The following is a 24,404-nucleotide window of genomic DNA, read 5'->3' as shown; positions in this document are numbered from 1 at the left end:
GTTAGTTTTTACGCATCGAAACTGGCACGTTGAGGTACACACCATGACCACACTGACCATTGATTTACCGGACACGCTGGCCAAAGAGGCCCAGGACGCCGGGCTGCTCGATGCCGGTTCCATCGAGGCCATGTTGCGCGAGAACCTGCGCCGCCGCGCCGTCGATGGCCTATTCGCCGCCGCCGACAAGCTGGCCGCAGCCGACTTCCCACCCATGACGATGGACGAGATTCAGCAAGAAGTGAACGCGGTACGCGCACAGAGAAAACCCCGTGCGCCTGGTGCTTGATACCAACATCGTGATATCAGGCCTGCTCTGGGGCGGTGTGCCGCGCCGGCTACTCGATCAGGCACGAGACCGACGGGCCACCCTGTTCACCAGCAGCGTGCTGCTCGATGAGCTAGCCGATGTGCTCTCTCGCGACAAGTTCGCGACCATGCTGGATTCTCAAGGAATCACCCCAGCCTTCCTCATGCAGCGTTACGGCATGCTGGCCCGACTGGTCACGGCACCGGTCATTGAACGCACCGTCCGCGACCCCGACGACGATGCCGTGATCGCCACCGCCGTCGCCGCTCAAGCCGATGCCATCGTCTCCGGCGATGACGATCTGCTCGTGCTCAAGAGCTTCCAGGGCATCCCCATCCTTACGGCGGCGCAAGCAGTCAAGCGGACCGCCGGCGAGAAGTGAGACCGGAGTTCACGGGTTCCGGAGACAGTTTCTTTCGCTTTCGTCTCTTTTGCGTATTTCGTTAAAAGAAAAAAGCGATAACTACGAAATACGCGAAAGACGCGAAAGAACCAGAAAAGATACTGATTACGGGGGCGGTAAAGGGCGAAATCTGGATGGACTCCGGGGCGTGTGATATCCACTTGAACGCTCCAAACGTCGCCTTTTTTCTTTCGCGCCTTTCGCGTATTTCGTAGTTTTAAAGAAAAATCAAAAATGGTAACTACGAAAGTCGCGAAAGACGCGAAAGAACCAGAAAAGATACTGATTACGGGTGCGGTAAAGGGCGAAATCCCGATGGACTCCGGGGCGTGTGAGGTCCACTTGGACGCTCCAAACGTCGCCCTTTTTTCTTTCGCGCCTTTCGCGTATTTCGTAGTTATAAATAAAAATCAAAAGCGGTAACTACGAGCTATTGCTGCCACAGCATCACCAAGTCCATCACGTTGGTGCCTGTGGGGCCGGTATGCAGCAGGTCGCCGCTGGCCTCGAGGAAGGTGCCGGCGTCGGCGGTGGCCAGGGATCCCGCGGCGTCGAAGCCGGCCAGTTCGCCGCGGGCCACGGTGTTGCCGTCCACCAGGGCCCCGGCATCCCCGCCGGGACCGTCGCTGCCGTCGGTGCCGGCCGCCAGCAGGCACCAGTCATCCCGGCCCGCACCGGCGCGCGCCGCCGCCAGGGCCAGGGCCTGACAGCGACCGCCGCGGCCCGGCCGTGGTGGGAGGCGGACGGTCGTTTCACCGCCCCACAAGTGCAGACCGCGGGCAGCCGGCGGTGCCGACAACAGCTCGTGGCCCAGGCTCACGGCATCGCCTTCCAAAAATTCCTCATGCAGATGCACTTCCAGGCCCGATGCCACGGCCCGATCCCGGGCGGCGGCCACGGCCCGGGCATTATCCGCAATGATGTGATGAGGGATGGTGGCGGTGGCAGACCCCGCAACCGGTTCTCCACCGGCCACGGCGTCCCGCAACCATCCGGGCAGGTCCAGATCGTCCAGGGCGTCCGTGGGTGCCTGATGGAGCAGTCCGGAGCCGATGCTCTCGACGCGATTGCCGGGGACATCCGAGATGAGCAGCACCCGGACCGGGCGCCCCCGCAGGTGGGGCACCAGGCGCCCACCCTTGATTGCCGACAGGGCGCGGCGCACGCGATTGACGTCGTGAATACCGAGGCCGGAGCCAAGAAGCCAGGCATTGGCACGCTCCAGCAAAGCCTGATCCAGGCCCGGGCGCAGGCGCTCCACCAGGCTGGATGTACCCCCGGAGACGAGGAACACCACCTCCCGGTCCGCGGGCCCGGTGGCCAGGAACTCCACCAGTGCCGCGCCGGCGGCGAGGCTGCTGGCATCGGGCACGGGATGAGCGGCCTCCAGGCCGGTTACATCCGGCCGGGCGAACAGGGCCTCGTCGCCGTGACCACCCTTGGTGACGATGAACAGGCGCCGGACCCCCTCCCCCAGGGCCTGCCGCGCGCCGTGGGCCATGGCCACCGCGGCCTTACCCACGGCCACCACGTCGACGGCGGAGGAGAAGCGATCGGACACCAGGGCCCGGCGGGTCGCCGCCGTCCCATCCACCGCCTCCAGGGCCCCGGCGTAGGCGGCGAGCAGGCGCTGCCGTGCCGCGGCGACGTCCACGCCCCCTCAGTCCAGGCCGCGGGCGAGGTCCGCGATGACGTCGGCCGGGTCCTCCAGGCCCACTGCCACCCGCAACAGGCCCTCGCCGATGCCGGCACGCTCCCGCTCCTCCGGCGTCAGACGGCTGTGGGTGGTGGTGGCGGGATGGGTGATGGTGGTACGGGTATCACCGAGGTTGGCGGTGATGGAGAGCATGCGGGTGGCGTCCACCAGCCGCCACGCCGCCTCCCGTCCACCCGCCACCTCGAAGGCCACGATGCCGCCGTGACCGGACTGCTGCCGCCGCGCCAACTCGTGCTGGGGGTGGGACTCGAGGCCCGGGTAGAACACCCGCTCGACCCCGGGTTGGGCCTCCAGCCAGCGCGCCACCGTGAGGGCGCGCTCGCAGTGGGCGGCCATGCGCACGGACAGGGTCTCCAGTCCCTTGAGGAACACCCAGGCGTTGAAGGGGCTCATGGAGGGCCCGGCGGTGCGCAGCACGCCGTATACCGGTTCCCACAGTTCAGCATCGGGAAACACCACGGCGCCGCCCATGCAGCGCCCCTGGCCGTCCAGATACTTGGTGGCCGAATGGATGACCACGTGGGCCCCTAGTTCCAGGGGCCGTTGCAGCACCGGGGTGCAGAAGCAGTTGTCCACCGCCAGCAGCACGCCCCGGTCCCGCGCCAGGGCGGCGAGCCGGGGGATGTCGGCCACCGTGGTAAGGGGATTGGTGGGGGTTTCCAGGAACAGCAGCCGGGTATCGGGGCCGATGGCCCGTTCCCAGGCCCCGTAGTCCGCCATGTCCACGAAGGTGGTGGCGATGCCGAAGGGGGCCAGGATTTTATTGAAGAGCTGCACCGTGGAGCCGAAGATGCTGCGCGAGGCCACCACATGATCGCCGCTCTTCAGCAGGCCCAGACAAGTGGCGAGGATGGCGGCCATACCGGAAGCCGTCGCCACGCAGTGGGTCCCCCCTTCGAGGCGGGCCAGGCGCTGCTCGAAGGTACGCACCGTAGGGTTGGTGAAGCGGGAATAGATGTTGCCCGGTTCATCGCCGGCGAAGCGTGCGGCCGCCTCGGCGGCGGATTTGAAGGCGAAGCTGGAGGTGACGAAGATAGGCTCGCTGTGCTCCTGCTCGGTGGTGCGCACCTGCCCGCCCCGCACCGCCCAGGTGTCAAAGCCCCAAGGTTCCCCCTGGGTCCCGTCGTCATCTGCAATCATGGCCGGGCCTCCTGGTAGCCATCAATAAGAGGTGTCAAGAGGCGTTGTGGAGTTCGAGCACATCCCCGGGCCCCTCCCCTCGTTGCGCCTTGGCATCGTCGCTGCGCAGCAGGCCGAGGCGCCGCAGATAGGCCTCGTCCACATCGCCGGTGACGTAGTCGCCGTCGAACACCGAGGAATCGAAGCGCTCGAGATTGTCGTTGCCCTTGCGCACCGCGGCCTCCAGGTCGGCGAGGTCCTGGAAGATGATGCGGTCGGCGTTGATGGCGACCCCCACCTCCTGTTCGCTGCGACCATAGGCGATGAGTTCGTCGGCATTGGGCATGTCGATGCCATACACATTGGGACAACGCACCGGCGGCGCCGCCGAGGCGAAATAGACCTTTCTGGCCCCCGCGTCCCGCGCCATCTGGATAATCTGCTTGGAGGTGGTGCCGCGCACGATGGAGTCGTCCACCAGCAGCACGGTCTTGCCCCGGAATTCCAGATCGATGGCATTGAGCTTCTGGCGCACGGACTTCTTGCGCTGTTTCTGTCCCGGCATGATGAATGTGCGTCCGATGTAACGGTTCTTGACGAAGCCCTCGCGATACTTCACGCCGAGTTCATAGGCCAGGGGCAGGGCCGCCGTACGGCTGGAATCGGGTATGGGTATGACCACATCGATGCCGTGGTTCGACCCCCACTCCCGCAGGATCTTCTTGGCCAGGCGGGTACCCATGCGCAGCCGCGCCTTGTGCACCGACACGCCGTCGATGATGGAATCGGGCCGCGCCAGATAGACGAACTCGAAGATGCAGGGTGCGTAGTCGGGTGCCGCGGCACACTGGGCGGAGTGGAATTCCCCCTGGTCCGTCACGTAGATGGCCTCGCCGGGGCGGATGCTGCCCGCCAGGTCGAAACCCAGCACGTCCAGGGCCACGCTCTCCGAGGCCACCATGTATTCCACCCCGTCCGGGGTCTGGCGGGTACCGTAGACGATGGGCCGGATGGCATGTGGATCGCGGAAGGCCACCAGTCCGTGGCCCACGATCATGGCCACGACCGCATAACCACCGGTGCAGCGCGTGTGGACCCGTGACACCGCCTGGAAGATGTCGGCGGGCTGCAACCGTTGGCGACCCTGGGCCGCGAGTTCATGGGCGAACACGTTGAGCAGCACCTCGGAATCCGAGTCGGTGTTGATGTGGCGCAGATCCTCGGCGAACAACTCCCGCTTAAGGTCATCCACATTGGTGAGATTGCCGTTGTGGGCCAGAATGATGCCGTAGGGAGAATTGACGTAGAAGGGCTGGGCCTCGGCCGAGGTGGTACAGCCGGCGGTGGGATAACGGGCGTGCCCCACCCCCACGTTGCCGCGCAGGTTGAGCATGTGGTGGGCCTGGAACACGTCCCGCACCAGGCCGCGATCCTTGCGCAGATAGACCCTACCGCCGTCGCAGGTGACGATGCCCGCGGCATCCTGGCCACGGTGCTGGAGTACCATCAGGGCATCGTAGAGCGCCTGATTGACGGGTTCTCTGGCAACCATTCCGACTATACCGCACATGGCCGGACCCTCATCTGTAATTGAACATCAGTACGAGATCGCGCTCGCGATATCGTCTGGCAGGTGGCCGCGCAACCATTCGGCGACGGCCTGGAAGTGTCCCACCAGCAGCGAATCCCGCCACCACGGGCTGTCGGGAAAGGTGGTCAATCCCCCCAGCAACACCAGTATGGCGACGATGAACACCCCCCTGGCGATACCGAAGCTCAGCCCCAGCATGCGGTCCGTGCCGCTGAGGCCGGTGCTGTTGACCAGGCGTCCCACCAACAGGTTAACCAGGGCCGTGGCCACCAGGGTGGCCACCAGGATCACCACGAAACCGATGGCGAGCCGCACCTCCGGTATGGACACATAGGGCACCAGATGCCCCGCTAACAGCGGCGCAAACACCAGCGCCAGCCAGATGGCGATGATCCAACCCGCCAGGGACAGGGCCTCCCGGGTGAACCCCCGGAGCAGGCTTATGGCCCCCGACAACAGCACCACGCCAAGTATAAAAAAGTCCACCCAATTCATGGGTATTCCAGAGGGATTCGCTGCGAATGCCAAGCGCGGATATTAACAGACCCGGCACCGCTACGGTGAGTGCTGCCGCGTCCTCGAACGGGAATTAAAGGTTGCCCTATCCACACCGCTACCCTTGCTGTAAGCGACCCCTCGGCCGCGTGCTCGGGGTGTTCGGTGGCTAAAGGGTACTGCCCCCTTTTAGACGCGTTTTAGACGTAGGGAGTACATGTTGTGGACTTGGCTACCCTGATCGGGCTCATCGGCGGCTTCGGCGTCATTGCGGGTGCCATCGCCACCGGCGGCAGTGTCATCCTGTTCATCAACCCTGCTTCCATCATCATCGTGGTGGGCGGCACCATCGCCGCCACCCTGATGCAGTTTCCCCTGGCCCACTTCCTCAGCTCCTTCAAGGTGGCCATGCGGGCCTTCATGGGCAAGACGGAGGCCCCCGCCACCCTCATCCAGGAGGCCATGGAGCTGTCCCAAGTGGCCCGCAAGAGCGGCCTGCTGGCCCTGGAGAACATGGACATCAGGAACGACTTCCTGCGCCGGGGGATCCAGCTCGCCATCGACGGCCATCCACCGGAGTTCGTGCGCCGTACGCTGGCCCAGGACATCAACCTCGGTATCGAGCGCCACGAGCGCGGCCAGGCCATATTCCGCGCCATCGGCGACGTGGCGCCCGCCATGGGCATGATCGGCACCCTCATCGGCCTGGTGCAGATGCTTTCCAGCATGGACGACCCCAAGGCCATCGGCCCGGCCATGGCCATCGCCCTCCTCACCACCCTCTACGGCGCCATCATCGCCAACCTGTTCGCCCTCCCCATCGCCAACAAGCTGGCCCACCGCAGTAACGAGGAGCGCATCAACAAGTCGCTGATCCTGGAGACCATCAACGCCATCCAGGAAGGCCTCAATCCGCGGGTCATGGAGACCCTGCTGAATACCTACCTGCCGGACAGCCAGCGGCCTACCGGCGACGAGCAGGAAGCAGCGGCCTGAGGATGAACGGGTGAGCGATACCGCCCCGGCCAGGAAGTGTCCCACGGGCCTGCCTCCCTGGCTGGCTACCTTCGCCGACCTCATGGCCCTGCTGATGTGCTTCTTCGTGTTGCTGCTGTCTTTCTCGGAGATGGACGTCATCAAGTACAAGCAGGTGGCGGGCTCCATGAAGGAGGCCTTCGGCGTGCAACGACAGATCGAAGCCAAGATCATGCCCAAGGGCACCTCCATCATCGCCCAGGAGTTCAGCCCCGGTAAGCCCCAGCCCACCGTCATCAACGAGATGCGCCAGCAGACCACGGATGAGACCCGGGACCACCTCGACTGGAGCCAGTCCGACCTCAAGGAACAGGGTGAGGGGGAACATGAAAAGGACGAGGAACCGGCGCCGGACGCGCAGCAGCTCTTCATCCAGGAGAGTCTGCGGGAGGAGGTGCACGAGGGCCTCATCGAGATCGAGACCGAACCGGGCATGACCCTCATCCGCATCCAGGAGAAGGGCAGCTTCCCCTCCGGGCGCGCCGACGTCACCCCCGGCTTCGTGCCCACCATGGAAAAGATCGCCGCCGTGCTGGCCGAGACCCGGGGCAACATCTACGTGGCCGGCCACACCGATGACATCCCCATCGCCACCGCCCGCTTTCGTTCCAACTGGGAACTCTCGGCGGCCCGTTCCGTCACCGTGGTCCATAATCTCATCGAGTATGGCAACATGGCGCCCGAACGCTTCCTGGTGGAGGGCCACGCCGACGCCGCGCCCTTGGCCTCCAATGACACCCCCGAGGGGCGCGCCCTCAACCGCCGGGTGGAGATCATCGTGCGCACCGGCGCCGATGGTGCCCCCGAGGAGGCCGGGGGCCTGCCCCTGCCGGGCCCGGCCGATGCGGAAGATCCCATACCATGACGGAAGCCAACGACGACCGCCGCCGCTACTTTCGCATCAGGGACGAGGTCCCTCTGACCCTGGAGGCCCTGGACGCCGCCGGGGTCGAGAGGCTCATGGCGGAGATGGAGAACCGCACCGAGACCCGCTTCGGGCTGGCGGCCAAATTCGCCGCCACCACCAGCCAGATGGACCATGTATTGAACCGCATTCGCGAGCGCGACGCCGATGTGGCCCTCTATCTACAGTCCCTCAACCAGAAGCTGGACGCCGTGGCCAGGGTCCTGCTCCTCGAGGAACAGGCCATCGCCGGCATGAAGGTGGTGGACGTGGACCTGTCGGCTTCCGGGATCTGCGTGGTCTGGCCCACCGCCATGACACCCGGCCAGCCGGTGCGGGTGGAGCTGATCACCGCCGCCGCCAATGCGCGGGTGCTGGCCCTCGGCCGGGTCATCCGCTGCCGCCCCGCCCACGAGGCCGGCCTCGACCACCCGGGCTACCAGCTGGCCATCGATTTCGACCTGATCGGCAACCACGAGGAAGACCTCATCATGCAGGAGGTGATGCGCCGCCAGGCCGCGTTGTTACGCGAGCGGCGCCTGCGCGAAGAGGAATAGGGACAACCCGCCGGCGCCTCCTCAGCCCTGGTCATCCCTGGGGATGGCGCACCACCCGGCCCTTCAGCTCGAAGGCCTTCTCCAGGCGCTCGAGCTTCTCTTGGGCGTTGGAACGCAGCAACTCGGGGCCCACGAAGACCCGCGTCATCTCCCGCCCATCCACCACGACCTTGCGATCGAAGGCCGTGAAGCCCTGACTGCGCAGGGTATCCCGCAGGCCGAGGGCGTTGGCACGGTCCGCGAAGCTGCCGAGTTGTATGGACCACGCCTTGGGGGTGTCGACCCCCTCTTTCACCGCAGGCAGGGACGGCACTTCGGGGGACGGCGCTTCGGGTGCCAGCGTCGGCCTTGGCTCCGGCTCGGACCGCGGCTCGGGCTTCGGTTCCGGGGAAGACGGCGGAGGGGGCTCCACATCCGGGGCCGGGGCGGCCTTTTCAGAGGCGACCGGCGGCCCTGCGGCCAACTCGTCCCGAGTCTCCTCGTCGAGGGGCAGGATACGTGACTGGAAGCGCTCGTCATCCGGCCAATCGGGAATGGACTCGGCGGTGGGTGGAGTGGGATCGGCGGATCTGTCGTCCAGGATCAGGGGCACGAACACCACCAGCACCACGCTGATCACGGCGGCCCCCACCAACCGCTGTTTCAACCGTTCATCCATGGCTCGGAGTTTCCGGTGTGGCCGTCGAAGATTCAAGCCGCTTGACCTCGGCCACCGTGATGAAGGAACCGAACACCACCACCGTATCCCCCTCCCGCAGCTGGTGCCCCAGGTCCTCCAGGGCCGCCCGCGGGGACTCGAAGGCGGCCACCGGCACCCCGGGACAGCCGTCTGCCACCCGGGCCAGGATCTCCGTGACGGGAGCGGCCCGCGGGGTGTCGAGCTGAGGCAGCCACCAGCCATCCACGAGGGCGGCGACGGCGGCTACGGTGGCCGCGATGTCCTTGTCCGCCAGCATGGAGAAGATGGCGAGGATGCGCCCGTCACCGCGGTGGCCGGCGAGGAAGGCCGCCAGGGCCCGGGCCGCCTCGGGATTGTGGGCCACGTCGTAGAGCCAGCGCACGGGCCCGTCCCGAAGTTCCAGGCGCCCCTCCAAGCGGACCCGCGACAGGCCGTCATGAATGGCCTGGGTGGGCAGGGGCACACGCCCCCGCAAGGCGTGCAGTAGGGCGATGGCGCCGGCGGCGTTGCGCAGCTGGTGGTCCCCGGGCAGGGCCGGCGGCGGCAGGCCCTCCAGGACCAGACCATCACCCGCCCACCGCCAGGTATCACCGCTGCGCGCCCAGCGGTAGTCCCGGCCGGCGAGGATAAAACGCGCCCCGACGGTGGCGGCGGTGGCGGCGACGGTGGCCGGGGCCCGGGGGTCCGCGCATACCGCCGGACGGGCGGCGCGGAAGACCCCCGCCTTCTCGCGGCCGATGACGGCGATGTCGTCCCCCAGCCAGTCCCGGTGGTCCAGATCCACGGAGGTCATGAGGGCACCGTCGCCATCGAACATGTTCACCGCGTCCAGGCGCCCGCCCAGGCCCACCTCCAGGATCACAACCTCGGGGGCCGCCTCCAGGAACACCGCCATGGCGCCCAGGGTGCCAGTCTCGAAGTAGGTCAGGGGCGTGTCCCCGCGGGCCGCCTCCACCCGCTCGAAGGCGGCACACAGAGTGGCGTCACTCACCGCCTCGCCGTCCACCCGCACACGCTCGTTGTAGCGCTGCAGATGGGGCGAGGTATAGGCGCCGGTGCGGTAGCCCCCGGCGCGCACGCAGGCCTCCAGCAGGGCCACCGCCGAGCCCTTGCCGTTGGTGCCCGATACGATCAGGAGCGCGAAGGGCAGACGGTGCCAGCCCAGGCGGTCCCGCACCCGGGCGCAGCGCTCGAGGCCCAGCTCGATGGAGCGGGGATGGCGCTGTTCCAGCAGGCGCAGCCAGGCCGGCAGGTCGAGGGGTATGGGTTGGCTCACCGTGGCGCTATGGCCCGAACGGGGGACGTGCGCGGCCCCTCAGGTGGTGGCCGGCTGGCTCACCGGCGCCTCCTGGTGGGTGAGGATGGCGAGCACGCTGGCGATGCGGGCCCGCATGTCCCGACGGTCCACGATCATGTCCACGGCGCCGTGGTCGAGCAGGAACTCGCTGCGCTGGAAGCCGTCGGGCAGGGTCTCGCGCACCGTCTGTTCGATGACCCGCGGTCCCGCGAAGCCGATGAGGGCCTGGGGCTCGGCCAGGTTGATGTCCCCGAGCATGGCGAGGCTGGCCGATACCCCGCCCATGGTGGGGTCCGTCAGCACGGAGATGTAGGGGATGCCGTTGCGGGACAGCTCCGCCAGGGCGGCGCTGGTCTTGGCCATCTGCATGAGGGAGAACAAGGCCTCCTGCATGCGCGCCCCGCCGCTGGCCGAGAAGCACACCAGGGGGATCTCCCGGGCCAGGGCCTCGTCCGCGGCGATGGCGAAGCGCTCCCCCACCACGGAGCCCATGGAGCCCCCCATGAAACGAAACTCGAAGGCCACCGCCACCAGGGACAGCCCCTTGACCCGGCCGCGCATGGCCACCAGGGCATCCTTTTCGCCGGTGCCCTTCTGGGCCTGGGACAGGCGATCCTTGTAGCGCTTGCTGTCGCGGAACTTGAGCATGTCCACGGGGGCGAGATCGGCCCCCAGCTCCACCCGGTCATCCTCGTCCAGAAAACCGTCCAGGCGCCGCCGGGCCGGGATACGCATGTGGAAGCCGCACTTGGGACAGACCTCCATGTTGCGCTCCAGCTCCGCCCGGTAGAGGACGGAGTCACAGGAGGCGCACTTGGTCCACAGCCCCTCGGGCACATTGCGCTTGTTGCCACCCTCGGTACGTATGCGGGTGGGTAGCAGGCGCTGGAACCAGCTCATGGTGGTCAACCCGGCACCGCGGTGGCCACCGCGTCCATGCCCTCGCGCAGGGAGCGCACCAGGGCCTCGGCCTCGGCGACGCCGCGCCCGCTGTCTCCCAGATTGGCCTCCAGGCAACCGATGATGGCGCTGCCCACCACCACGGCATCGGCCACTTCCGCCACCCGGGCGGCGCTCCGAGCATCGCGGATGCCGAAGCCCACCCCCACCGGCAGGGTCGTGTGCTCGCGGATCTCCGCCACCTTGCGGGCGACGGAATCCACATCGAGGGCCGCGCTGCCCGTGACCCCCTTGAGGGAGACGTAGTAGACGAAGCCCCTCGCCTGGCCGGCGATGGCGCCCATGCGCCGGGGCGAGGTGGTGGGAGCCACCAGGAAGATGGGATCCAGGCCGTGGGCCTCCAGGGCGCCCACCAACTCGGCAGACTCCTCCGGTGGCACGTCCACCGTCAACACGCCGTCGCAGCCGGCGGCGGCGGCCGCGGCGGCGAAGGCCTCGTAGCCCATGGCCTCCATGGGATTGAGATAGCCCATGAGCACCACGGGGGTGTCGGCGTCCGCGCGGCGGAACTCCTGCACCATGGCGAAGATCTCCACCAGCCCCACGCCGTGGGCCAGGGCGCGCTCGCTGGCGCGCTGGATGACGGGACCGTCGGCCATGGGATCCGAGAACGGGACCCCCAGCTCGATGATGTCGGCCCCGGCCTTCACCAGGCCGTGCATCAGGCCCACGGTGATCCCCGGTGCGGGGTCACCGGCGGTGATGAAGGTGACCAGGGCTTTGCGCCGCCCCAGGGCGGCGAATCGCGCGGCGATGCGGCTCATAGGGTTATCCCGTCCAGGCGCGCCACGGTCTGGATATCCTTGTCGCCACGCCCCGACAGATTGATCACCAGGGTCTGGTCCCGGCCCATGGTGGGGGCCAGCTTGGTGGCGTAAGCCAGGGCATGGCTGGATTCCAGAGCGGGGATGATGCCCTCGATGCGGGTCAGATCATGAAATGCCTGCAGGGCCTCGTCGTCATTGACGGCGACATAGCTGGCGCGGCCGCTGTCCTTGAGCCAGGCGTGCTCCGGCCCCACGCCAGGGTAGTCGAGGCCGGCGGAAATGGAGTGGGTCGGGGCGATCTGGCCACGGTCGTCCTCCATCAGATAGGTGCGGTTGCCGTGGAGCACACCGGGGCGGCCGGCGCACAGCGGCGCGGCATGACGCCCGGTCTCGACCCCGTTACCCCCCGCCTCCACGCCGAAGAGGGCCACGTCGGGATCATCGAGGAAGGGATAGAACAGGCCGATGGCGTTGGAGCCGCCCCCCACGCAGGCCACCAGGGCGTCGGGCAGGCCGCCCTCCTGGGCCTGCATCTGTTCCCGCACCTCGCGACCGATGACCGATTGGAAGTCCCGCACCATGGCGGGATAGGGGTGGGGGCCCGCCACGGTGCCGATGATGTAGAAGGTATCGTCCACGTTGGCGACCCAGTCCCGCATGGCCTCGTTGAGGGCGTCCTTGAGGGTCCGGGAGCCCGATTCCACCGCCACCACCCGGGCCCCCAGCAGCCGCATGCGGTAGACGTTGGCGGACTGGCGTTCGATATCCTCGGCCCCCATGTAGACCACGCACTCGAGGCCGAGGCGCGCCGCCACGGTGGCGCTGGCCACACCGTGCTGGCCGGCACCGGTCTCGGCGATGATGCGAGTCTTGCCCATGCGCCGGGCCAGCAGCGCCTGGCCCACGGTGTTGTTCACCTTGTGGGCCCCGGTATGGTTGAGGTCCTCGCGCTTGAGCAGGATACGCGCGCCGCCCAGACGCTCCGACCAGCGCCGGGCATGATAGAGGGGCGAGGGCCGGCCCACGTAGTGCCGCAGGTCATCGTCGAGTTCGGCCAGGAACTCGGGATCCTCGAGGTAGCGGTGGTAGGCGGCGGCGAGTTCCTCCAGGGGCTCCATCAGCGTCTCGGAGACGAACAGGCCGCCGTAGGGGCCGAAGTGGCCGTGGACGTCGGGAAACTGGCCGATCAGGTGTTCGATGGCTGCCGGATTATGCACTTCTGACACCTCTCATGAATTCCGCAATCTTGATGGGGTCCTTGACGCCCTTGGAGGCCTCGACACCCCCGCTCACATCCACCGCCGCGGGCCTGTAGCGGCGTATGGCATCCACCACGTTGGCCGCGTCGAGGCCGCCCGCCAGCATCACCCGCGGCCACAACGCGGCCGGCACCAGGGACCAGTCGAAGGTCCGGCCCGTGCCGCCCGGGAGTTCGGGATGATAGCTGTCCAGCAGCAGGGCGCGGGCATCGCCGTAGGCCGCCAGGGCCGCCTCCACGTCGACCTCCGGCGTCACCCGCAAGGCCTTGATATACGGCCGGTGGAAGCTGCGACAGAAGGCCGGCGACTCGTTGCCATGAAACTGGATCAGATCCAGCGGCACCTCGGCCAGGACCTGTTCCACGGTCGCCCGGTCCGGATCCACGAACAGCGCCACGGCGCCCACCAGGGGCGGCAGGGCCGCCACCACGGCACGGGCGACGGCGAGGGTCACGGCCCGAGGGCTCGGAGGATAGAACACCAGGCCGATGGCATCCGCCCCCGCGGCCGCGGCCGCGCACCCGTCCTGCGGCCGCGTGATACCGCAAATCTTGACCCGGGTCACCGGGTTTGGGCTCGCCATTATGGTGATTCTGCCCTTACTCTCATGGCAATACGCGCCGCCCGGGATGATGAAAGCGGAGCGCGTATCGCCATGCTCGTTCCCTCACCCCATCCCTCTCCCAAAGGGAGAGGGGGAGATCGTGCTTCGCGACTTTAACGTTAAAGTCTCAACGCTACCAGACCAGGGGCGACGGCTGAACCCTGGGTAAGTGGTATTTTTCGGGGTATCGGACGGCGTAGAGATAGAGCCCGGCAGGCGGGGCGGTGACGCCGCCCAGGCGGCGGTCCCGACCCTCGAGCACCTGGCGTGCCCAATCGGGGGGGAACCGGCCGGTGCCCACCGCCATGAGCACACCGGCGATGTTGCGCACCATATGATGCAGGAAGGCGTTGGCCTCCACGTCCAGGGACACCACCTCGCCCGTCCTTGCCACCTCCAGCCGGGTAACGGTACGCACCGGGGTACGGGCCTGGCAGCCACTGGCCCGGAAGGCCGAGAAATCATGCTCCCCCACCAGATGGTCCGCGGCCCGCCGCATGAGATCCAGGTCCAGGGGTCGCCGCCACCAGGTCAGGCGCCGACGCAGGTTGGCGAGCCGGATGGGGCGGTTGTAGATGAGGTAGCGATAACGCCGGGACAAGGCGCTGAATCGGGCATTGAAATCATCGGGCACGGGTTGTGCCCACAATAAGGAGACGCCCTCAGGCAGGTTCGCGTTGGCCCCCAGAGTCCACGAGCGCGGGGTCCGGGTGACGGTGGAATCGAAGTGGACCACCTGCTCCCAGGCATGCACGCCGGAGTCGGTGCGCCCGGCGCACACCGTTTGCACCGCGTGATCCGCCACCGCGGCAAGGGCCCCTTCGACCGCCGCCTGGACGCTGGGCCCGTTGCGCTGGGTCTCCCAGCCGACAAAATCGCTGCCGTCGTACTCGACGCCGAGGGCCCAACGCATCAGGCGGCCCAGGACAGACTACGCCATGACCACCTGCTGCCTGCCACCGCCGCAGGGGCTCCCGCGAGGCGGTGAAGCCCCATCAATCCAGCTTGTCGAGGAGGGTCTGGGCCTCCGTCTTCTGAGTCTCGTCGCCCTCGTTCAGCACCTCGGAAAGGATGGTGCGAGCCCCATCGGCGTTGCCCATGTCGATGTAGGCCTGGGCGAGATCGAGCTTGGTACCCACCTCGTCGGGCTCACCTCCCATCTCACCGCCGAGGCCCAGGGTCTGGGCCGGCTCATCGTCGTCGTCGAAACCCAGATCCAGGTCGAAGTCGATCTCGGAGTCTTCGTCTTCCGGTTTCTCTGTCGTGGCCTCCGCGGCGGCCCCCTCCGTGGTATTCGGCGAGCCGGCGCCACTGTCGTCTTCCGGCAGGTCGAAGTCGCTGAAGTCGAAGTCGAGATCCTCCTCGTCCTCTGCGGACTCGGCCGGGGTGGCGGCCTCGTCACCGTCTCCGATATCCAAGTCGAGGTCCACGCCGCCGTCCTCCGCCACGGGTTTGTCCTCAGCGGTGCTGGCATCGAGGTCCATATCCAGATTGTCGAGGGCCACGGTATCGAGACGCTCGCTATCGGGGACGCCATCCCGCTGTCCGGATTCCTCGGCGTCGTCTCCGGCACTCAGGTCGAAGTCGAGGCCGGACTCTTCCGGCGCCTCGGCCTTGGCCCCCCCAGCAGGCTGTTCCGCGGTGCTCGTCTCCGCCTCGTCCACCTCACCCAGATCGAAATCGAGGCTCATGCCATCATCGTCCGAGGGCGTCTTCAGTTGCTCGGTGCTCTCGTCGGCCTCGACCTCCGCAGTACCCGGCGACGGTGACGGCCCGGTGGTCTCCTCGCCGCCCTCGCCGAGATCGAAGTCCAGGCCACCCTCGGCCTTATCGTCATCGCCCTCGCCGAGGTCGAAATCGAGTTCCATGGCGCTCGTCCCGGCATCCTTTTCGTCACCTTCACCCAGGTCCAGATCCAGCCCGCCCCCCGCCGTGCCGGACGCCTCATCACCCTCGCTGAGATCGAAGTCCAGCCCGCCGTCAGACTTATCTTCGTCGCCCTCGCCGAGGTCGAAATCCAGATCCAGGCCATCGTTCTCGGCGGTCTGTTCGGCCGCCGGGCCGGTGTCTTCGTCAAATTCGAGATCGAGGCCCTCCATGGAGCGCTCCGCCGTGACCGGCTCCTCTTCATCACCCTCGAGGCCGAGGTCGAAGTCGAGGTCCATGGCACCACCCTGATCGCCTGCCGCGACGCCCTCTGCCAACTCCTGGGCCTCATCGTCATCTGACAAATCGAAATCGAGATCGTCGAGTGAGCCCGACTCAGCGACCTGTTCGCCATCCAGGGTCTTCTCGAATTCACTCTCGAGCCCCCCCTCGTCGACTCCGTCGGTATCCCCGAACAACGGGGTACCGGGCGCCAGTTCCTCCCACCAGGTCATGGCCTGGGCCATGGCCGGGGCGCCGGCCCCTACGAGGGCCTGCAGGGCGGTGGCATCCTTCCTGAAGCCTTCGGTGTTCTTGGCGGTGTGATGGATCTCCAGCAGCTTGAGATGGTAGGCCTCGCGTTCGGGATTGGCGGCGATGGCCTTGCGTACCAACTGCTCGGCCTGGTCGTAACGCTCATAGGCGAGATAGACGTTGACCTCGTCCAACGCATCGTCGTCGCGGCTCGCGGCCTGCTGCACCAGGGTATCGTTGAAGGCCTCGGGAGCGGTCTGGTCGTCCTTGACAGTCTCTTCGGCAGCGAACTCGGCGGTGGCGTCGGCATCCTCTACCGGCGGCGCTTCCTCGGTGGCGGGCGCTGGCACGGGCGTCACCTCCGCCTTCGGGGCCTCCGGCTCGTGGGATTCACCCGCGGCGCGCTTCTTGCGCAGGAACAGTCCACCCAGCAACAGCAACAGGATGCCCCCCAGTCCCGCGCCCAGGATGGTCGGGCTCACCGGCAGGGAATCCAGCAGACCGGGCGGCTCGGAGGCCGCCGGCGGTGGCAGTATGGGGGCACGCTTGGGTGGTGTGGGGGACGGCTCCGCAACGGGTTTGGACGGCGTTTCCGTATCCACGGCGGAAGGCGGTTCCGCGGCGACAGGGGGCTCTTCCGGCGCGGGTGCCATGGCCTCCTCCTCCATCGGGGCCACCGCTGCCTCCTCCGGCGCCGGGATCGCCTCCGCTGGCTCGGTGTCGTCGGCCGCGCCCTCGAGCAGCCACTCCAGGCTCCCTTCTTCCCCGGCCTCCGTCTCCGCCACTTCCGCCTCGGCCAGTTCCGGAACGGCCGCTTCTTCGGGGGCATCCGGCGCGGCCATCTCTTCCGTTACAGCGGCCTGATCCTCGGCCCGTAAACGGCGCTGCAGTTCGGCGATGTTCTCGTTCTTCAACTGCAGGAGACGCTCGAAGTCCTCCAGCAAGGCCTCCGTCTCGGCCAGCCGCGATTTGAGTTCGGCATTCTCGGCCTGGGTGGAATCCAGTTCCTCCTCCGCCAGCATCAGGCTCTCACGGACGGCGTCGGCCCCACCGGCACCGGCACCCTGCTCGCCGCTTCCCGGGCTTACCAACTCCAGGCGGGCATCTTCGTCCACCTCCGCCGCCGGCGCGCCGGCACGTCCCGCGCCGGCCACCGGGGCCCGGTCGGGCACACGCCCGAGCCGTTGTTCCTGCCAGCGCGCATACTGGCGCCTGACCTCGTCCAGGGCCTCCCGCTGGCTACGCGCCGCCATCTCGTCCCGCGCCGGGATGCGCAGCACCTGGCCCTCCTTGAGGGCATTGACGTTGCCATCGATGAAGGCGTCCGGGTTGGCATCCACCAGGGCGAGCATCGCCTGCTGCACGCTCACACCGGCATCCGGGCGCACCGCAGAGGCGATGGACCACAGGGTCTCGCTGCGCTGCACCGGGCCGTAACGGCCATCGCGCACCACACCGCCGGCACGCGACGGTGGTGCGGAGGGCTGCGCCGGCGCACGTTGTGGTGCCTGGGCGGTCGTCGCAGGCGGAGTGACGGCGTCGCGGGCAGGCTCCGCCGTAACCGTGGGCTGCACCGTGGTCTTCATGGCGTCCGCATAGACGGGGGGATCCAGCAGCACCGTGTACTCGCGCAGCAACCGTCCCGTGGGCCAGTTCACCTCGAGCAGGAAATTGAGAAAGGGCTCGCGTACGGGCTTCCGGGAGGTAATGCTGATGTAGGGTGTGCCGTCGGGGCCCGTGTTGACCCTGAATCGGAGTTCCGACAGGTTGCTGGACCACTCGAGTCCGGCCTTCTGGAAGTCCGCCACAGAGGCCAACTCCGCCTTGATGTCCTCGATCTCCGAACTCTTCACCGAGTACAGATCGATGCGGGCCTGCAACGGCTCGTTCAGCGCCGATGAAAGCTGAGCATTGCCGAGGCCGAGTGCCAGAACATTGACGGGAATCGCGGCCACGCTGGCCGACAACAGGACCTTTCTCAGTTTCATCACGGATCCCTATACCTGTTTCTTTTGCTGGCCCAGAATCATGGTGGGTCGCCTGAATTCAAACACACTCCCAACCCCTCCCCCAGCCGGTCGGGAAAGCTCTTTATATCCCCTGCATCTATCCGACAACTATAGCTTACGCATTAGCTTTTACCAGAATTTCAACGATTTGAACACCTTTTCTTCATAAAGTCTCAAGTATGTTCAACTCCGAGTCAGGCCCGAAATCCATCCCCAAATCTCCAACCCCACCCTGAAGGGCCCCGGGTACCCGCTATCAACCGTGGGTCATTCCAGGACTATCCGCAACATGCGGCGCAAGGGCTCGGCGGCTCCCCACAACAACTGGTCACCCACCGTGAAGGCCGAAAGGTACTCGTTGCCCATATTCATCTTGCGCAGGCGCCCCACCGGAATAGCCAGACCGCCGGTGACCGCCGCCGGGCTGAGTTCCCTGATGGAGATCTCACGCTCGTTGGGGACCACCCGTACCCAGTCGTTGGCCTTCTCTATGAGGGTCTCGATATCGGACAGCGGCAGATCGCGGCTAAGCTTGATGGTAAAGGCCTGGCTGTGGCAGCGCATCGCCCCCACCCGCACGCAGATACCATCGACAGGCACCGGATCGGACCCGCGCCCCAGGATCTTGTTGGTCTCCGCCTGGCCCTTCCATTCCTCCCGGCTCTGGCCGTTCTCCAGCGCCCGATCGATCCAGGGGATGAGACTGCCGGCCAGGGGTACGCCGAACTCCTGGCGCGGAAAATCGTCACTCCTCATGGTCTCGGCCACACTCCGGTCGATGTCCAGGATGGCGCTCGCCGGATCCTCGAGCAGCGCCTCCGAGGCCTGCCACAGGGTGCCCATCTGGGTAATGAGTTCCCGCATGTGCCGGGCACCGGCTCCGGACGCCGCCTGATAGGTCATGGAACTCACCCATTCCACCAGCCCCTCCTCGAAAAGACCGCCCAGGGCCATGAGCATCAGGCTCACCGTACAGTTGCCACCCACGAAGGTCTTCACACCGGACTCGAGGGCCTCGTCCACGAGGCCCCGGTTGACGGGATCCAGCACGATGACGCTGTCGTCCGCCATACGCAGGCTGGAGGCCGCGTCGATCCAGTAACCCTGCCAGCCGGCTGCCCGCAGCCTGTGATAGACAGCGGCCGTATAGTCGCCGCCCTGACAGCTCACCACCGCATCCAGGGTCGAGAGGGCCTCCAGATCACTCGCGTCCTGCAGGGGGGGGATGGACCGGCCGATATCCGGACCGGCCTGGCCCACCTGGGAGGTGGTAAAAAAGACGGGCTCATCGATATGCGCGAAATCGTCCTCCGCCCCCATACGCTCCATCAGAACGGAGCCCACCATGCCCCGCCAACCCACGAAACCGATGCGTTTCATCTCCACCACCTGATCTAGCCTATGTCGCCTGCAACGCCGCAACCACGGCATCGCCCATCTCGGCGGTGCCGACGCCGGCACTCCCAGCCGCGATATCGGCCGTCCGCAGGCCCTGCTCCAGCACCCGACTCACCGCCGCCTCCACCCGTTCGGCCAGTTCCGGCCGCCCCAGGGTGTAGCGCAGCATCATGGCCACCGAAAGGATGGTGGCCAGGGGATTCGCCACTCCCTGACCGGCGATATCCGGCGCCGAGCCGTGAATGGGCTCATACATGCCCTTGGCGACGGCATCCAGGGAGGCGGAGGGCAGCATGCCGATGGAGCCCGTCAACATGGCTGCCTGGTCGGACAGGATATCGCCGAACATGTTGGTGGTGACGATGACGTCGAACTGCTTGGGCGCCCTCACCAGCTGCATCGCTGCGTTGTCCACATACATATGGTTCACCGTCACCTCGGGATAATCCCCGGCCACCCCATTCACCACCTCACGCCACAACTCCGTGGCCTCCAGCACGTTCGCCTTGTCCACCGAGCACAGGCGGCGGCCGCGCTTCATGGCGATGTCGAAGGCCGCGCGGGCGATGCGCTCGATCTCGCTTTCACTATAGACGAGGGTGTTGAAGCCCTCACGCTCGCCCCGTTCATTGGTCCGTATACCGCGGGGCTGGCCGAAATAGATGCCGCCGGTGAGTTCGCGCACGATCATGATGTCCAGACCCGCCACCACCTCGGCCTTGAGGGACGAGGCCGCCGCCAGTTGCGGGTACAGCACGGCCGGGCGCAAATTGGCGAACAGGCCCAGTTCCCGGCGCAGGCCCAGCAGGCCCTTTTCCGGCCGCATGGCGATATCGAGGTGCTCCCAGCGGGGCCCGCCCACGGCCCCCAGGAGGATGGCGTCGGCGCCCCGGGCCGCCGCCAGGGTCTGCGCCGGCAGCGGGACCCCCTCGGCGTCGATGGCGGCGCCCCCCACCAGGCCGTTCTCCATCGCCAGCTCCAGGCCGCCCTCGGCACATAAAGCGTCCAGGACCTTGCGGGCCTCGGCGACGATCTCCGGCCCGATGCCGTCACCCGGCAGGATCAGCAGGCACGCGCTCATTCTCCCACCCCCGTGAACAGCCACGGCGTCTCGTTACGGCGGCGCTCCTCATAGGCCCGGATGGCGCCAGCGTGTTCGAGGGTCAGCCCGATCTCATCCAGCCCCTCCAGCAGGCAGTGGCGCCGGAACGGCTCGATGTCGAAGGCCAGCTCCACCCCCGAGGGCGTCGTCAGGGTCTGTTGCCGGAGATCCACCGTCAGGCTGTAGCCCGGCGTCCGCTCCACCTCGTCGAAAAGTTCGGCGACCCGCGCCCCCTCCAGGACGATGGGCAGCAGGCCGTTCTTGAAACTGTTGTTATAGAAGATGTCGGCATAGCTCGGTGCGATGATGACGCGAAAACCGTAATCCATCAGGGCCCAAGGGGCGTGCTCGCGGCTGGAGCCGCAACCGAAGTTCTCCCGGGCGAGCAGGATGGAGGCCCCACGATAGCGATCCTGGTTGAGGATGAAGGCGGGATTCAACGGCCGCGCAGTACAATCCTGGCCGGGCTCCCCGTGGTCCAGATAGCGCCACTCGTCGAAGAGGTTGGGCCCGAAACCGGTGCGCTTGATGGACTTGAGGAACTGCTTCGGGATGATGGCGTCCGTATCCACGTTGGCGCGATCCAGCGGCGCCACCAGACCGGTCATTTTCGTGAATCGTTCCATTGTGCCGACCACCTCGAAGAGAACTGTAATGGACATCGGAAAGACGCCGAGGGCTCGACGCCTGCCGCCCCGTCGCCGGTTTCACCCGCAACCGTCCGCAGGGTAAACATCCGCCTGAAAAGGCGCGCAGGATACCGTAATCGACGCGGCGATGTCACAATGTCCTCCGGCGAAAGAGCGCCCGCGCCCAACGGTCATGGGGCGAGGCGCCCTACGCCAGAAAGATGAAAGGCCGCCTCGCCCCGCAACGCTCCCTCACCCCATTCCCCGACCAGAGGAAGACGGAGATCGTGCTCCGCGACCTTCACGTTTAAGCCGCCATAGCCACTGCATCGACCCATGAACAGGAATACCCCGGCCATGAACAGGAATATCCCGGACGCCGCCGGCCTGGCGACGCGGATCCGTTCCTGGGGCCGAGAACTCGGCTTTCAGCGGGTGGGGTTCTGCGATACCGATCTGTCGGCGGACGAGGCGCGGCTCATGGACTGGCTGGCCGCCGGGCGCCATGGCGACATGTCGTACATGGCCCGCCACGGCACCAGGCGCTCCCGGCCAGCGGAACTGCTGCCCGGCACGATCACCGTGATCTCGGTGCGCATGGACTATCTCCCCGCGGACGATGTGGACCCTTTCGCGCTCCTCGGCCGCGCTGAACGGGGCTACATCTCCCGCTACGCCCTCGGCAGGGACTACCACAAGGTGATGCGCGGGCGCCTCAAGGGCCTTGCCCGGCGCATCGAAAACGAGGTGGGGGCCCACGGCTGGCGAGTGTTCGTGGACAGCGCCCCGGTGCTGGAGAAGCCCCTGGCGGGCAAGGCCGGCCAGGGCTGGATGGGCAAACACACCAACATCCTGGATCGCGCCGCCGGCTCCTGGTTCTTCCTGGGGGAGATCTACACCGACCTGGCGTTGCCGACGGATACACCAGTGGACGACCACTGCGGCACCTGTAGCCGATGCATCGGCGCCTGCCCCACGGGGGCCATCACGGCACCTTACGAGCTGGATGCCCGGTTATGCATCTCCTACCTCACCATCGAGCATCATGGCCCCATCCCGGTGGCGCTCCGCCCTCTCATGGGCAATCGCATCTACGGCTGCGACGATTGCCAGCTGGTATGCCCCTGGAACCGCTTCGCCAGCCCCACCTCGGAGCCGGATTTCCGGCCCCGGCATGGACTCGCCGATCCGGACCTGGTAGCGCTGTTCGCGTGGACCGAGGCGGAATTCCTCCAACGCACCGAGGGCAGCCCCATCCGCCGCATCGGCCATGTACGCTGGCTGCGCAACATCGCGGTGGCCCTCGGTAATGCGCCGCCGTCGCCGCGCATCACGGCGGCCCTGAGATCACGCCTCGAACATCCTCACCCCCTGGTGCGCGAACATACCCGCTGGGCGCTGGACCGCCAGGTGGGACACGCAGACGATTAGCCTCTGCGCGCTGCCGCGGCATCATTCGGCGATGAGTTCGACGGCGTTGCCGTCGGGGTCCCGGCAGAACAGGGCGGCACGGCCCGACCGACTCGGGGTATAAGGTACCCCCGCCGCTTCCAGCCTGTCCTCGAGTCCCTCCAGATCGGCCACCCGCAAGGCGATGTGGCGGTCGCGACCGCCATGGGCGGGACGTCCGCTGATGGGGTCCGGATTGGGGACCTGGAGCAGATGGATCTGCTGCCCACCCACATCCAGCCACGCCCCGGGATATCCGAGATCGGGTCGCCCATGATCAACGGCGAGTCCGAGGATCCCTTCATAGAATGTGAGGGCGCCTCCCACATCCTCCACCACCACGCTCACATGGTCTATTCGCACAGTCCGTCCTCCAGCAGGAGCCATCATGCTCCGAATGACATGGCCGATTCCACAAGCCCCCGGACCCTCCGGTGCGTAACTGTCGGTCCGCAGCGCTATCCCATATACTCCACAACCGCTATGAACCCGGATCTCTCACAGCTCAAGCCCTATCCCTTCGAGCGACTGCGACACCTCAAGGAAGGCATCTCGCCGCCCGCCGATCTCCCTCATATTCCCCTGTCCATCGGCGAACCCAAACACGCGCCGCCCACCTTCGTGGTGGACGAATTGATCGCCCATCTCCACGGCCTGGCGACATATCCCACCACCCGGGGCAGTGACGAACTCCGGGAGGCCATCGCGCGCTGGGCCACCCGGCGCTTTGGCCTACCCCCCGACAGCCTGGATCCCGGGCGCCACGTGCTGCCCGTGAACGGCACCCGCGAGGCCCTGTTCGCCTTCGCCCAGGTCATGGTGGAGCGTGGCCATGAGCCGCTGGTACTCATGCCGAATCCGTTCTACCAGATCTACGAGGGTGCGGCCATCCTGGCCGGCGCCCGACCCGTCTATCTCAACTGCGACGCCGCCAACGGCTTCATTCCCGACTACGATGCCGTGCCCGAAGAGCAATGGCGGCACTGTGATCTTCTCTATATCTGCTCCCCCGCCAACCCCACCGGCGCGGTGACTCCCCTGGAGACTTTGCAGGCACTGATTCACAAAGCCCATCGTTACGGCTTCGTCATTGCCGCGGACGAGTGCTACTCGGAGATCTACCGCGACGAGGATGCGCCACCACCCGGCCTGCTGGAGGCGGCGAGCGCCATGGGGGTCCGCGACTTCGAACACTGCATCGTCTTTCACAGCCTGTCCAAGCGATCCAATCTGCCGGGGCTGCGTTCCGGATTCGTGGCCGGCGAGCCACGACTCATCGAACAATTCTTCACCTACCGGACCTATCACGGTTGTTCCATGTCACCACCCACCCAGGCGGCGAGTGTCCACGCCTGGTGCGACGAAGCCCACGTGGCGGATAACCGCGAACATTATCGGCGCAAGTTCGAGCAGGTGGTGGACATCCTGGCCCCGGTGATGGAATTGGAATATCCCGCCGCGGCCTTCTACCTGTGGCCGCGCACGCCGGTGGACGATGCGGTTTTCGCACACGGGTTGTTCGCCAACCGTCATGTCACCGTCCTGCCCGGCTCCTATCTGTCGCGGGAAACCGCCGCGGGCAATCCCGGCGCGGGCTATGTGCGCATGGCCCTGGTGGCACCATTGGAAGACTGCGTGGAGGCGGCATACCGTATTCGTGACTACATCACCCACGAATTCTGATACCGCCCCCCGCGGCGGCACCGGCCGCAAAGCGATA

Annotated in this window: 23 protein-coding genes; 7 read left to right on the top strand and 16 right to left on the bottom strand. The window is 66.7% G+C overall.

The window, feature by feature from the left end; all coding sequences use genetic code 11:
* Nucleotides 1-43 precede the first annotated feature (43 nt).
* Complete coding sequence (locus U5S82_13910) at nucleotides 44-289, top strand: hypothetical protein (protein ID MDZ7752725.1); 246 nt, start codon at nucleotides 44-46, stop codon at nucleotides 287-289.
* Entirely contained in the window at nucleotides 273-692 is a 420-nt protein-coding gene (locus tag U5S82_13905; GenBank protein MDZ7752724.1) for a putative toxin-antitoxin system toxin component, PIN family, read from the top strand. The genes U5S82_13910 and U5S82_13905 overlap by 17 nt, the downstream gene beginning before the upstream one ends.
* Nucleotides 693-1,143: 451 nt before the next feature.
* On the opposite strand, the gene U5S82_13900 is transcribed toward U5S82_13905, so the two are convergent.
* Genes U5S82_13900 through U5S82_13885 form a run of 4 tightly spaced genes read right to left on the bottom strand, consistent with a single transcriptional unit; the run spans nucleotide 1,144 to nucleotide 5,635 of the window.
* Nucleotides 1,144-2,367 carry a DUF4147 domain-containing protein gene (locus tag U5S82_13900; protein ID MDZ7752723.1) on the bottom strand — a complete coding sequence of 408 codons (1,224 nt, stop codon included), beginning with the start codon at nucleotides 2,365-2,367 and terminating at the stop codon, nucleotides 1,144-1,146.
* Nucleotides 2,368-2,373: 6 nt separating this feature from the next.
* Entirely contained in the window at nucleotides 2,374-3,570 is a 1,197-nt protein-coding gene (locus tag U5S82_13895; protein MDZ7752722.1) for an O-succinylhomoserine sulfhydrylase, read from the bottom strand.
* 34 nt (nucleotides 3,571-3,604) lie between these two features.
* A complete protein-coding gene (gene purF, locus U5S82_13890; GenBank protein MDZ7752721.1) occupies nucleotides 3,605-5,119 on the bottom strand; it encodes an amidophosphoribosyltransferase in 1,515 nt (504 codons plus the stop codon).
* Nucleotides 5,120-5,146: 27 nt separating this feature from the next.
* Nucleotides 5,147-5,635: a CvpA family protein gene (locus U5S82_13885; GenBank protein ID MDZ7752720.1), complete on the bottom strand. Its 489-nt coding sequence runs from the start codon at nucleotides 5,633-5,635 to the stop codon at nucleotides 5,147-5,149.
* A 222-nt stretch (nucleotides 5,636-5,857) separates the two neighbouring features.
* On the opposite strand from U5S82_13885, the gene pomA reads away from it, so the two are divergent.
* The 3 genes from pomA to U5S82_13870 are packed head-to-tail and all read left to right on the top strand — an operon-like array spanning nucleotide 5,858 to nucleotide 8,131.
* Nucleotides 5,858-6,631: a flagellar motor protein PomA gene (gene pomA, locus U5S82_13880; GenBank protein ID MDZ7752719.1), complete on the top strand. Its 774-nt coding sequence runs from the start codon at nucleotides 5,858-5,860 to the stop codon at nucleotides 6,629-6,631.
* 10 nt (nucleotides 6,632-6,641) lie between these two features.
* Nucleotides 6,642-7,535 carry a flagellar motor protein MotB gene (locus tag U5S82_13875; protein MDZ7752718.1) on the top strand — a complete coding sequence of 298 codons (894 nt, stop codon included), beginning with the start codon at nucleotides 6,642-6,644 and terminating at the stop codon, nucleotides 7,533-7,535.
* On the top strand, nucleotides 7,532-8,131 hold the full coding sequence (locus tag U5S82_13870) for a PilZ domain-containing protein (protein ID MDZ7752717.1): 600 nt from the start codon (nucleotides 7,532-7,534) through the stop codon (nucleotides 8,129-8,131). The genes U5S82_13875 and U5S82_13870 overlap by 4 nt, the downstream gene beginning before the upstream one ends.
* 31 nt (nucleotides 8,132-8,162) lie before the next feature.
* Here the strand turns inward: U5S82_13870 and U5S82_13865 are convergent, their stop codons facing one another.
* The 11 genes from U5S82_13865 to leuD form a co-directional block, all read right to left on the bottom strand.
* A complete protein-coding gene (locus U5S82_13865; GenBank protein ID MDZ7752716.1) occupies nucleotides 8,163-8,789 on the bottom strand; it encodes an SPOR domain-containing protein in 627 nt (208 codons plus the stop codon).
* The gene (folC, locus tag U5S82_13860) at nucleotides 8,782-10,086 is read right to left on the bottom strand and encodes a bifunctional tetrahydrofolate synthase/dihydrofolate synthase (protein ID MDZ7752715.1); all 1,305 of its coding nucleotides are present in this window, start codon (nucleotides 10,084-10,086) and stop codon (nucleotides 8,782-8,784) included. Before folC ends, U5S82_13865 begins: the two co-directional genes overlap by 8 nt.
* Nucleotides 10,087-10,125: 39 nt before the next feature.
* Nucleotides 10,126-11,007 carry an acetyl-CoA carboxylase, carboxyltransferase subunit beta gene (accD, locus tag U5S82_13855; GenBank protein ID MDZ7752714.1) on the bottom strand — a complete coding sequence of 294 codons (882 nt, stop codon included), beginning with the start codon at nucleotides 11,005-11,007 and terminating at the stop codon, nucleotides 10,126-10,128.
* A 5-nt stretch (nucleotides 11,008-11,012) separates the two neighbouring features.
* Nucleotides 11,013-11,831: a tryptophan synthase subunit alpha gene (gene trpA / locus U5S82_13850; GenBank protein MDZ7752713.1), complete on the bottom strand. Its 819-nt coding sequence runs from the start codon at nucleotides 11,829-11,831 to the stop codon at nucleotides 11,013-11,015.
* Entirely contained in the window at nucleotides 11,828-13,051 is a 1,224-nt protein-coding gene (trpB, locus tag U5S82_13845) for a tryptophan synthase subunit beta (protein ID MDZ7752712.1), read from the bottom strand. Before trpB ends, trpA begins: the two co-directional genes overlap by 4 nt.
* Nucleotides 13,044-13,676: a phosphoribosylanthranilate isomerase gene (locus U5S82_13840; GenBank protein MDZ7752711.1), complete on the bottom strand. Its 633-nt coding sequence runs from the start codon at nucleotides 13,674-13,676 to the stop codon at nucleotides 13,044-13,046. The genes trpB and U5S82_13840 overlap by 8 nt, the downstream gene beginning before the upstream one ends.
* 154 nt (nucleotides 13,677-13,830) lie before the next feature.
* Complete coding sequence (gene truA, locus U5S82_13835; GenBank protein ID MDZ7752710.1) at nucleotides 13,831-14,610, bottom strand: tRNA pseudouridine(38-40) synthase TruA; 780 nt, start codon at nucleotides 14,608-14,610, stop codon at nucleotides 13,831-13,833.
* A gap of 82 nt (nucleotides 14,611-14,692) precedes the next feature.
* Complete coding sequence (locus U5S82_13830; GenBank protein MDZ7752709.1) at nucleotides 14,693-18,085, bottom strand: FimV/HubP family polar landmark protein; 3,393 nt, start codon at nucleotides 18,083-18,085, stop codon at nucleotides 14,693-14,695.
* A 288-nt stretch (nucleotides 18,086-18,373) separates the two neighbouring features.
* The gene (asd, locus tag U5S82_13825; GenBank protein ID MDZ7752708.1) at nucleotides 18,374-19,486 is read right to left on the bottom strand and encodes an aspartate-semialdehyde dehydrogenase; all 1,113 of its coding nucleotides are present in this window, start codon (nucleotides 19,484-19,486) and stop codon (nucleotides 18,374-18,376) included.
* A 19-nt stretch (nucleotides 19,487-19,505) separates the two neighbouring features.
* Nucleotides 19,506-20,585 (bottom strand): 3-isopropylmalate dehydrogenase, encoded by a 1,080-nt coding sequence (gene leuB, locus U5S82_13820; protein ID MDZ7752707.1) that lies wholly within the window; start codon nucleotides 20,583-20,585, stop codon nucleotides 19,506-19,508.
* A complete protein-coding gene (leuD, locus tag U5S82_13815; protein ID MDZ7752706.1) occupies nucleotides 20,582-21,232 on the bottom strand; it encodes a 3-isopropylmalate dehydratase small subunit in 651 nt (216 codons plus the stop codon). Before leuD ends, leuB begins: the two co-directional genes overlap by 4 nt.
* A gap of 360 nt (nucleotides 21,233-21,592) precedes the next feature.
* Here leuD and queG point away from each other — a divergent pair, with 360 nt between their 5' ends.
* The gene (queG, locus tag U5S82_13810; GenBank protein MDZ7752705.1) at nucleotides 21,593-22,666 is read left to right on the top strand and encodes a tRNA epoxyqueuosine(34) reductase QueG; all 1,074 of its coding nucleotides are present in this window, start codon (nucleotides 21,593-21,595) and stop codon (nucleotides 22,664-22,666) included.
* 21 nt (nucleotides 22,667-22,687) lie between these two features.
* Here the strand turns inward: queG and U5S82_13805 are convergent, their stop codons facing one another.
* Nucleotides 22,688-23,071 carry a VOC family protein gene (locus U5S82_13805; GenBank protein MDZ7752704.1) on the bottom strand — a complete coding sequence of 128 codons (384 nt, stop codon included), beginning with the start codon at nucleotides 23,069-23,071 and terminating at the stop codon, nucleotides 22,688-22,690.
* A 96-nt stretch (nucleotides 23,072-23,167) separates the two neighbouring features.
* Here U5S82_13805 and dapC point away from each other — a divergent pair, with 96 nt between their 5' ends.
* Entirely contained in the window at nucleotides 23,168-24,367 is a 1,200-nt protein-coding gene (gene dapC / locus U5S82_13800) for a succinyldiaminopimelate transaminase (GenBank protein MDZ7752703.1), read from the top strand.
* The last annotated feature ends 37 nt before the right edge of the window (nucleotides 24,368-24,404 follow it).

Source organism: Gammaproteobacteria bacterium (assembly GCA_034522055.1).
In the GTDB taxonomy this organism is placed as follows: Bacteria; Pseudomonadota; Gammaproteobacteria; order JAABTG01; family JAABTG01; genus JAABTG01.
Note: the sequence above shows the minus strand (reverse complement) of the source record. Positions and strands in the feature narration are given on the sequence as shown.

Bases quoted from the DNA above. Each gene is read 5' to 3' on its own strand.
- truA (MDZ7752710.1), bottom strand. From the start codon at position 14,610: ATGCGTTGGGCCCTCGGCGTCGAGTACGACGGCAGCGATTTTGTCGGC.
- U5S82_13910 (MDZ7752725.1), top strand. From the start codon at position 44: ATGACCACACTGACCATTGATTTACCGGACACGCTGGCCAAAGAGGCC.
- U5S82_13840 (MDZ7752711.1), bottom strand. From the start codon at position 13,676: ATGGCGAGCCCAAACCCGGTGACCCGGGTCAAGATTTGCGGTATCACG.
- dapC (MDZ7752703.1), top strand. From the start codon at position 23,168: ATGAACCCGGATCTCTCACAGCTCAAGCCCTATCCCTTCGAGCGACTG.
- leuB (MDZ7752707.1), bottom strand. From the start codon at position 20,585: ATGAGCGCGTGCCTGCTGATCCTGCCGGGTGACGGCATCGGGCCGGAG.
- U5S82_13895 (MDZ7752722.1), bottom strand. From the start codon at position 3,570: ATGATTGCAGATGACGACGGGACCCAGGGGGAACCTTGGGGCTTTGAC.
- queG (MDZ7752705.1), top strand. From the start codon at position 21,593: ATGAACAGGAATATCCCGGACGCCGCCGGCCTGGCGACGCGGATCCGT.
- U5S82_13805 (MDZ7752704.1), bottom strand. From the start codon at position 23,071: ATGGCTCCTGCTGGAGGACGGACTGTGCGAATAGACCATGTGAGCGTG.
- asd (MDZ7752708.1), bottom strand. From the start codon at position 19,486: ATGAAACGCATCGGTTTCGTGGGTTGGCGGGGCATGGTGGGCTCCGTT.
- accD (MDZ7752714.1), bottom strand. From the start codon at position 11,007: ATGAGCTGGTTCCAGCGCCTGCTACCCACCCGCATACGTACCGAGGGT.
- U5S82_13870 (MDZ7752717.1), top strand. From the start codon at position 7,532: ATGACGGAAGCCAACGACGACCGCCGCCGCTACTTTCGCATCAGGGAC.
- purF (MDZ7752721.1), bottom strand. From the start codon at position 5,119: ATGTGCGGTATAGTCGGAATGGTTGCCAGAGAACCCGTCAATCAGGCG.
- U5S82_13830 (MDZ7752709.1), bottom strand. From the start codon at position 18,085: ATGAAACTGAGAAAGGTCCTGTTGTCGGCCAGCGTGGCCGCGATTCCC.
- U5S82_13865 (MDZ7752716.1), bottom strand. From the start codon at position 8,789: ATGGATGAACGGTTGAAACAGCGGTTGGTGGGGGCCGCCGTGATCAGC.
- U5S82_13885 (MDZ7752720.1), bottom strand. From the start codon at position 5,635: ATGAATTGGGTGGACTTTTTTATACTTGGCGTGGTGCTGTTGTCGGGG.
- leuD (MDZ7752706.1), bottom strand. From the start codon at position 21,232: ATGGAACGATTCACGAAAATGACCGGTCTGGTGGCGCCGCTGGATCGC.
- trpA (MDZ7752713.1), bottom strand. From the start codon at position 11,831: ATGAGCCGCATCGCCGCGCGATTCGCCGCCCTGGGGCGGCGCAAAGCC.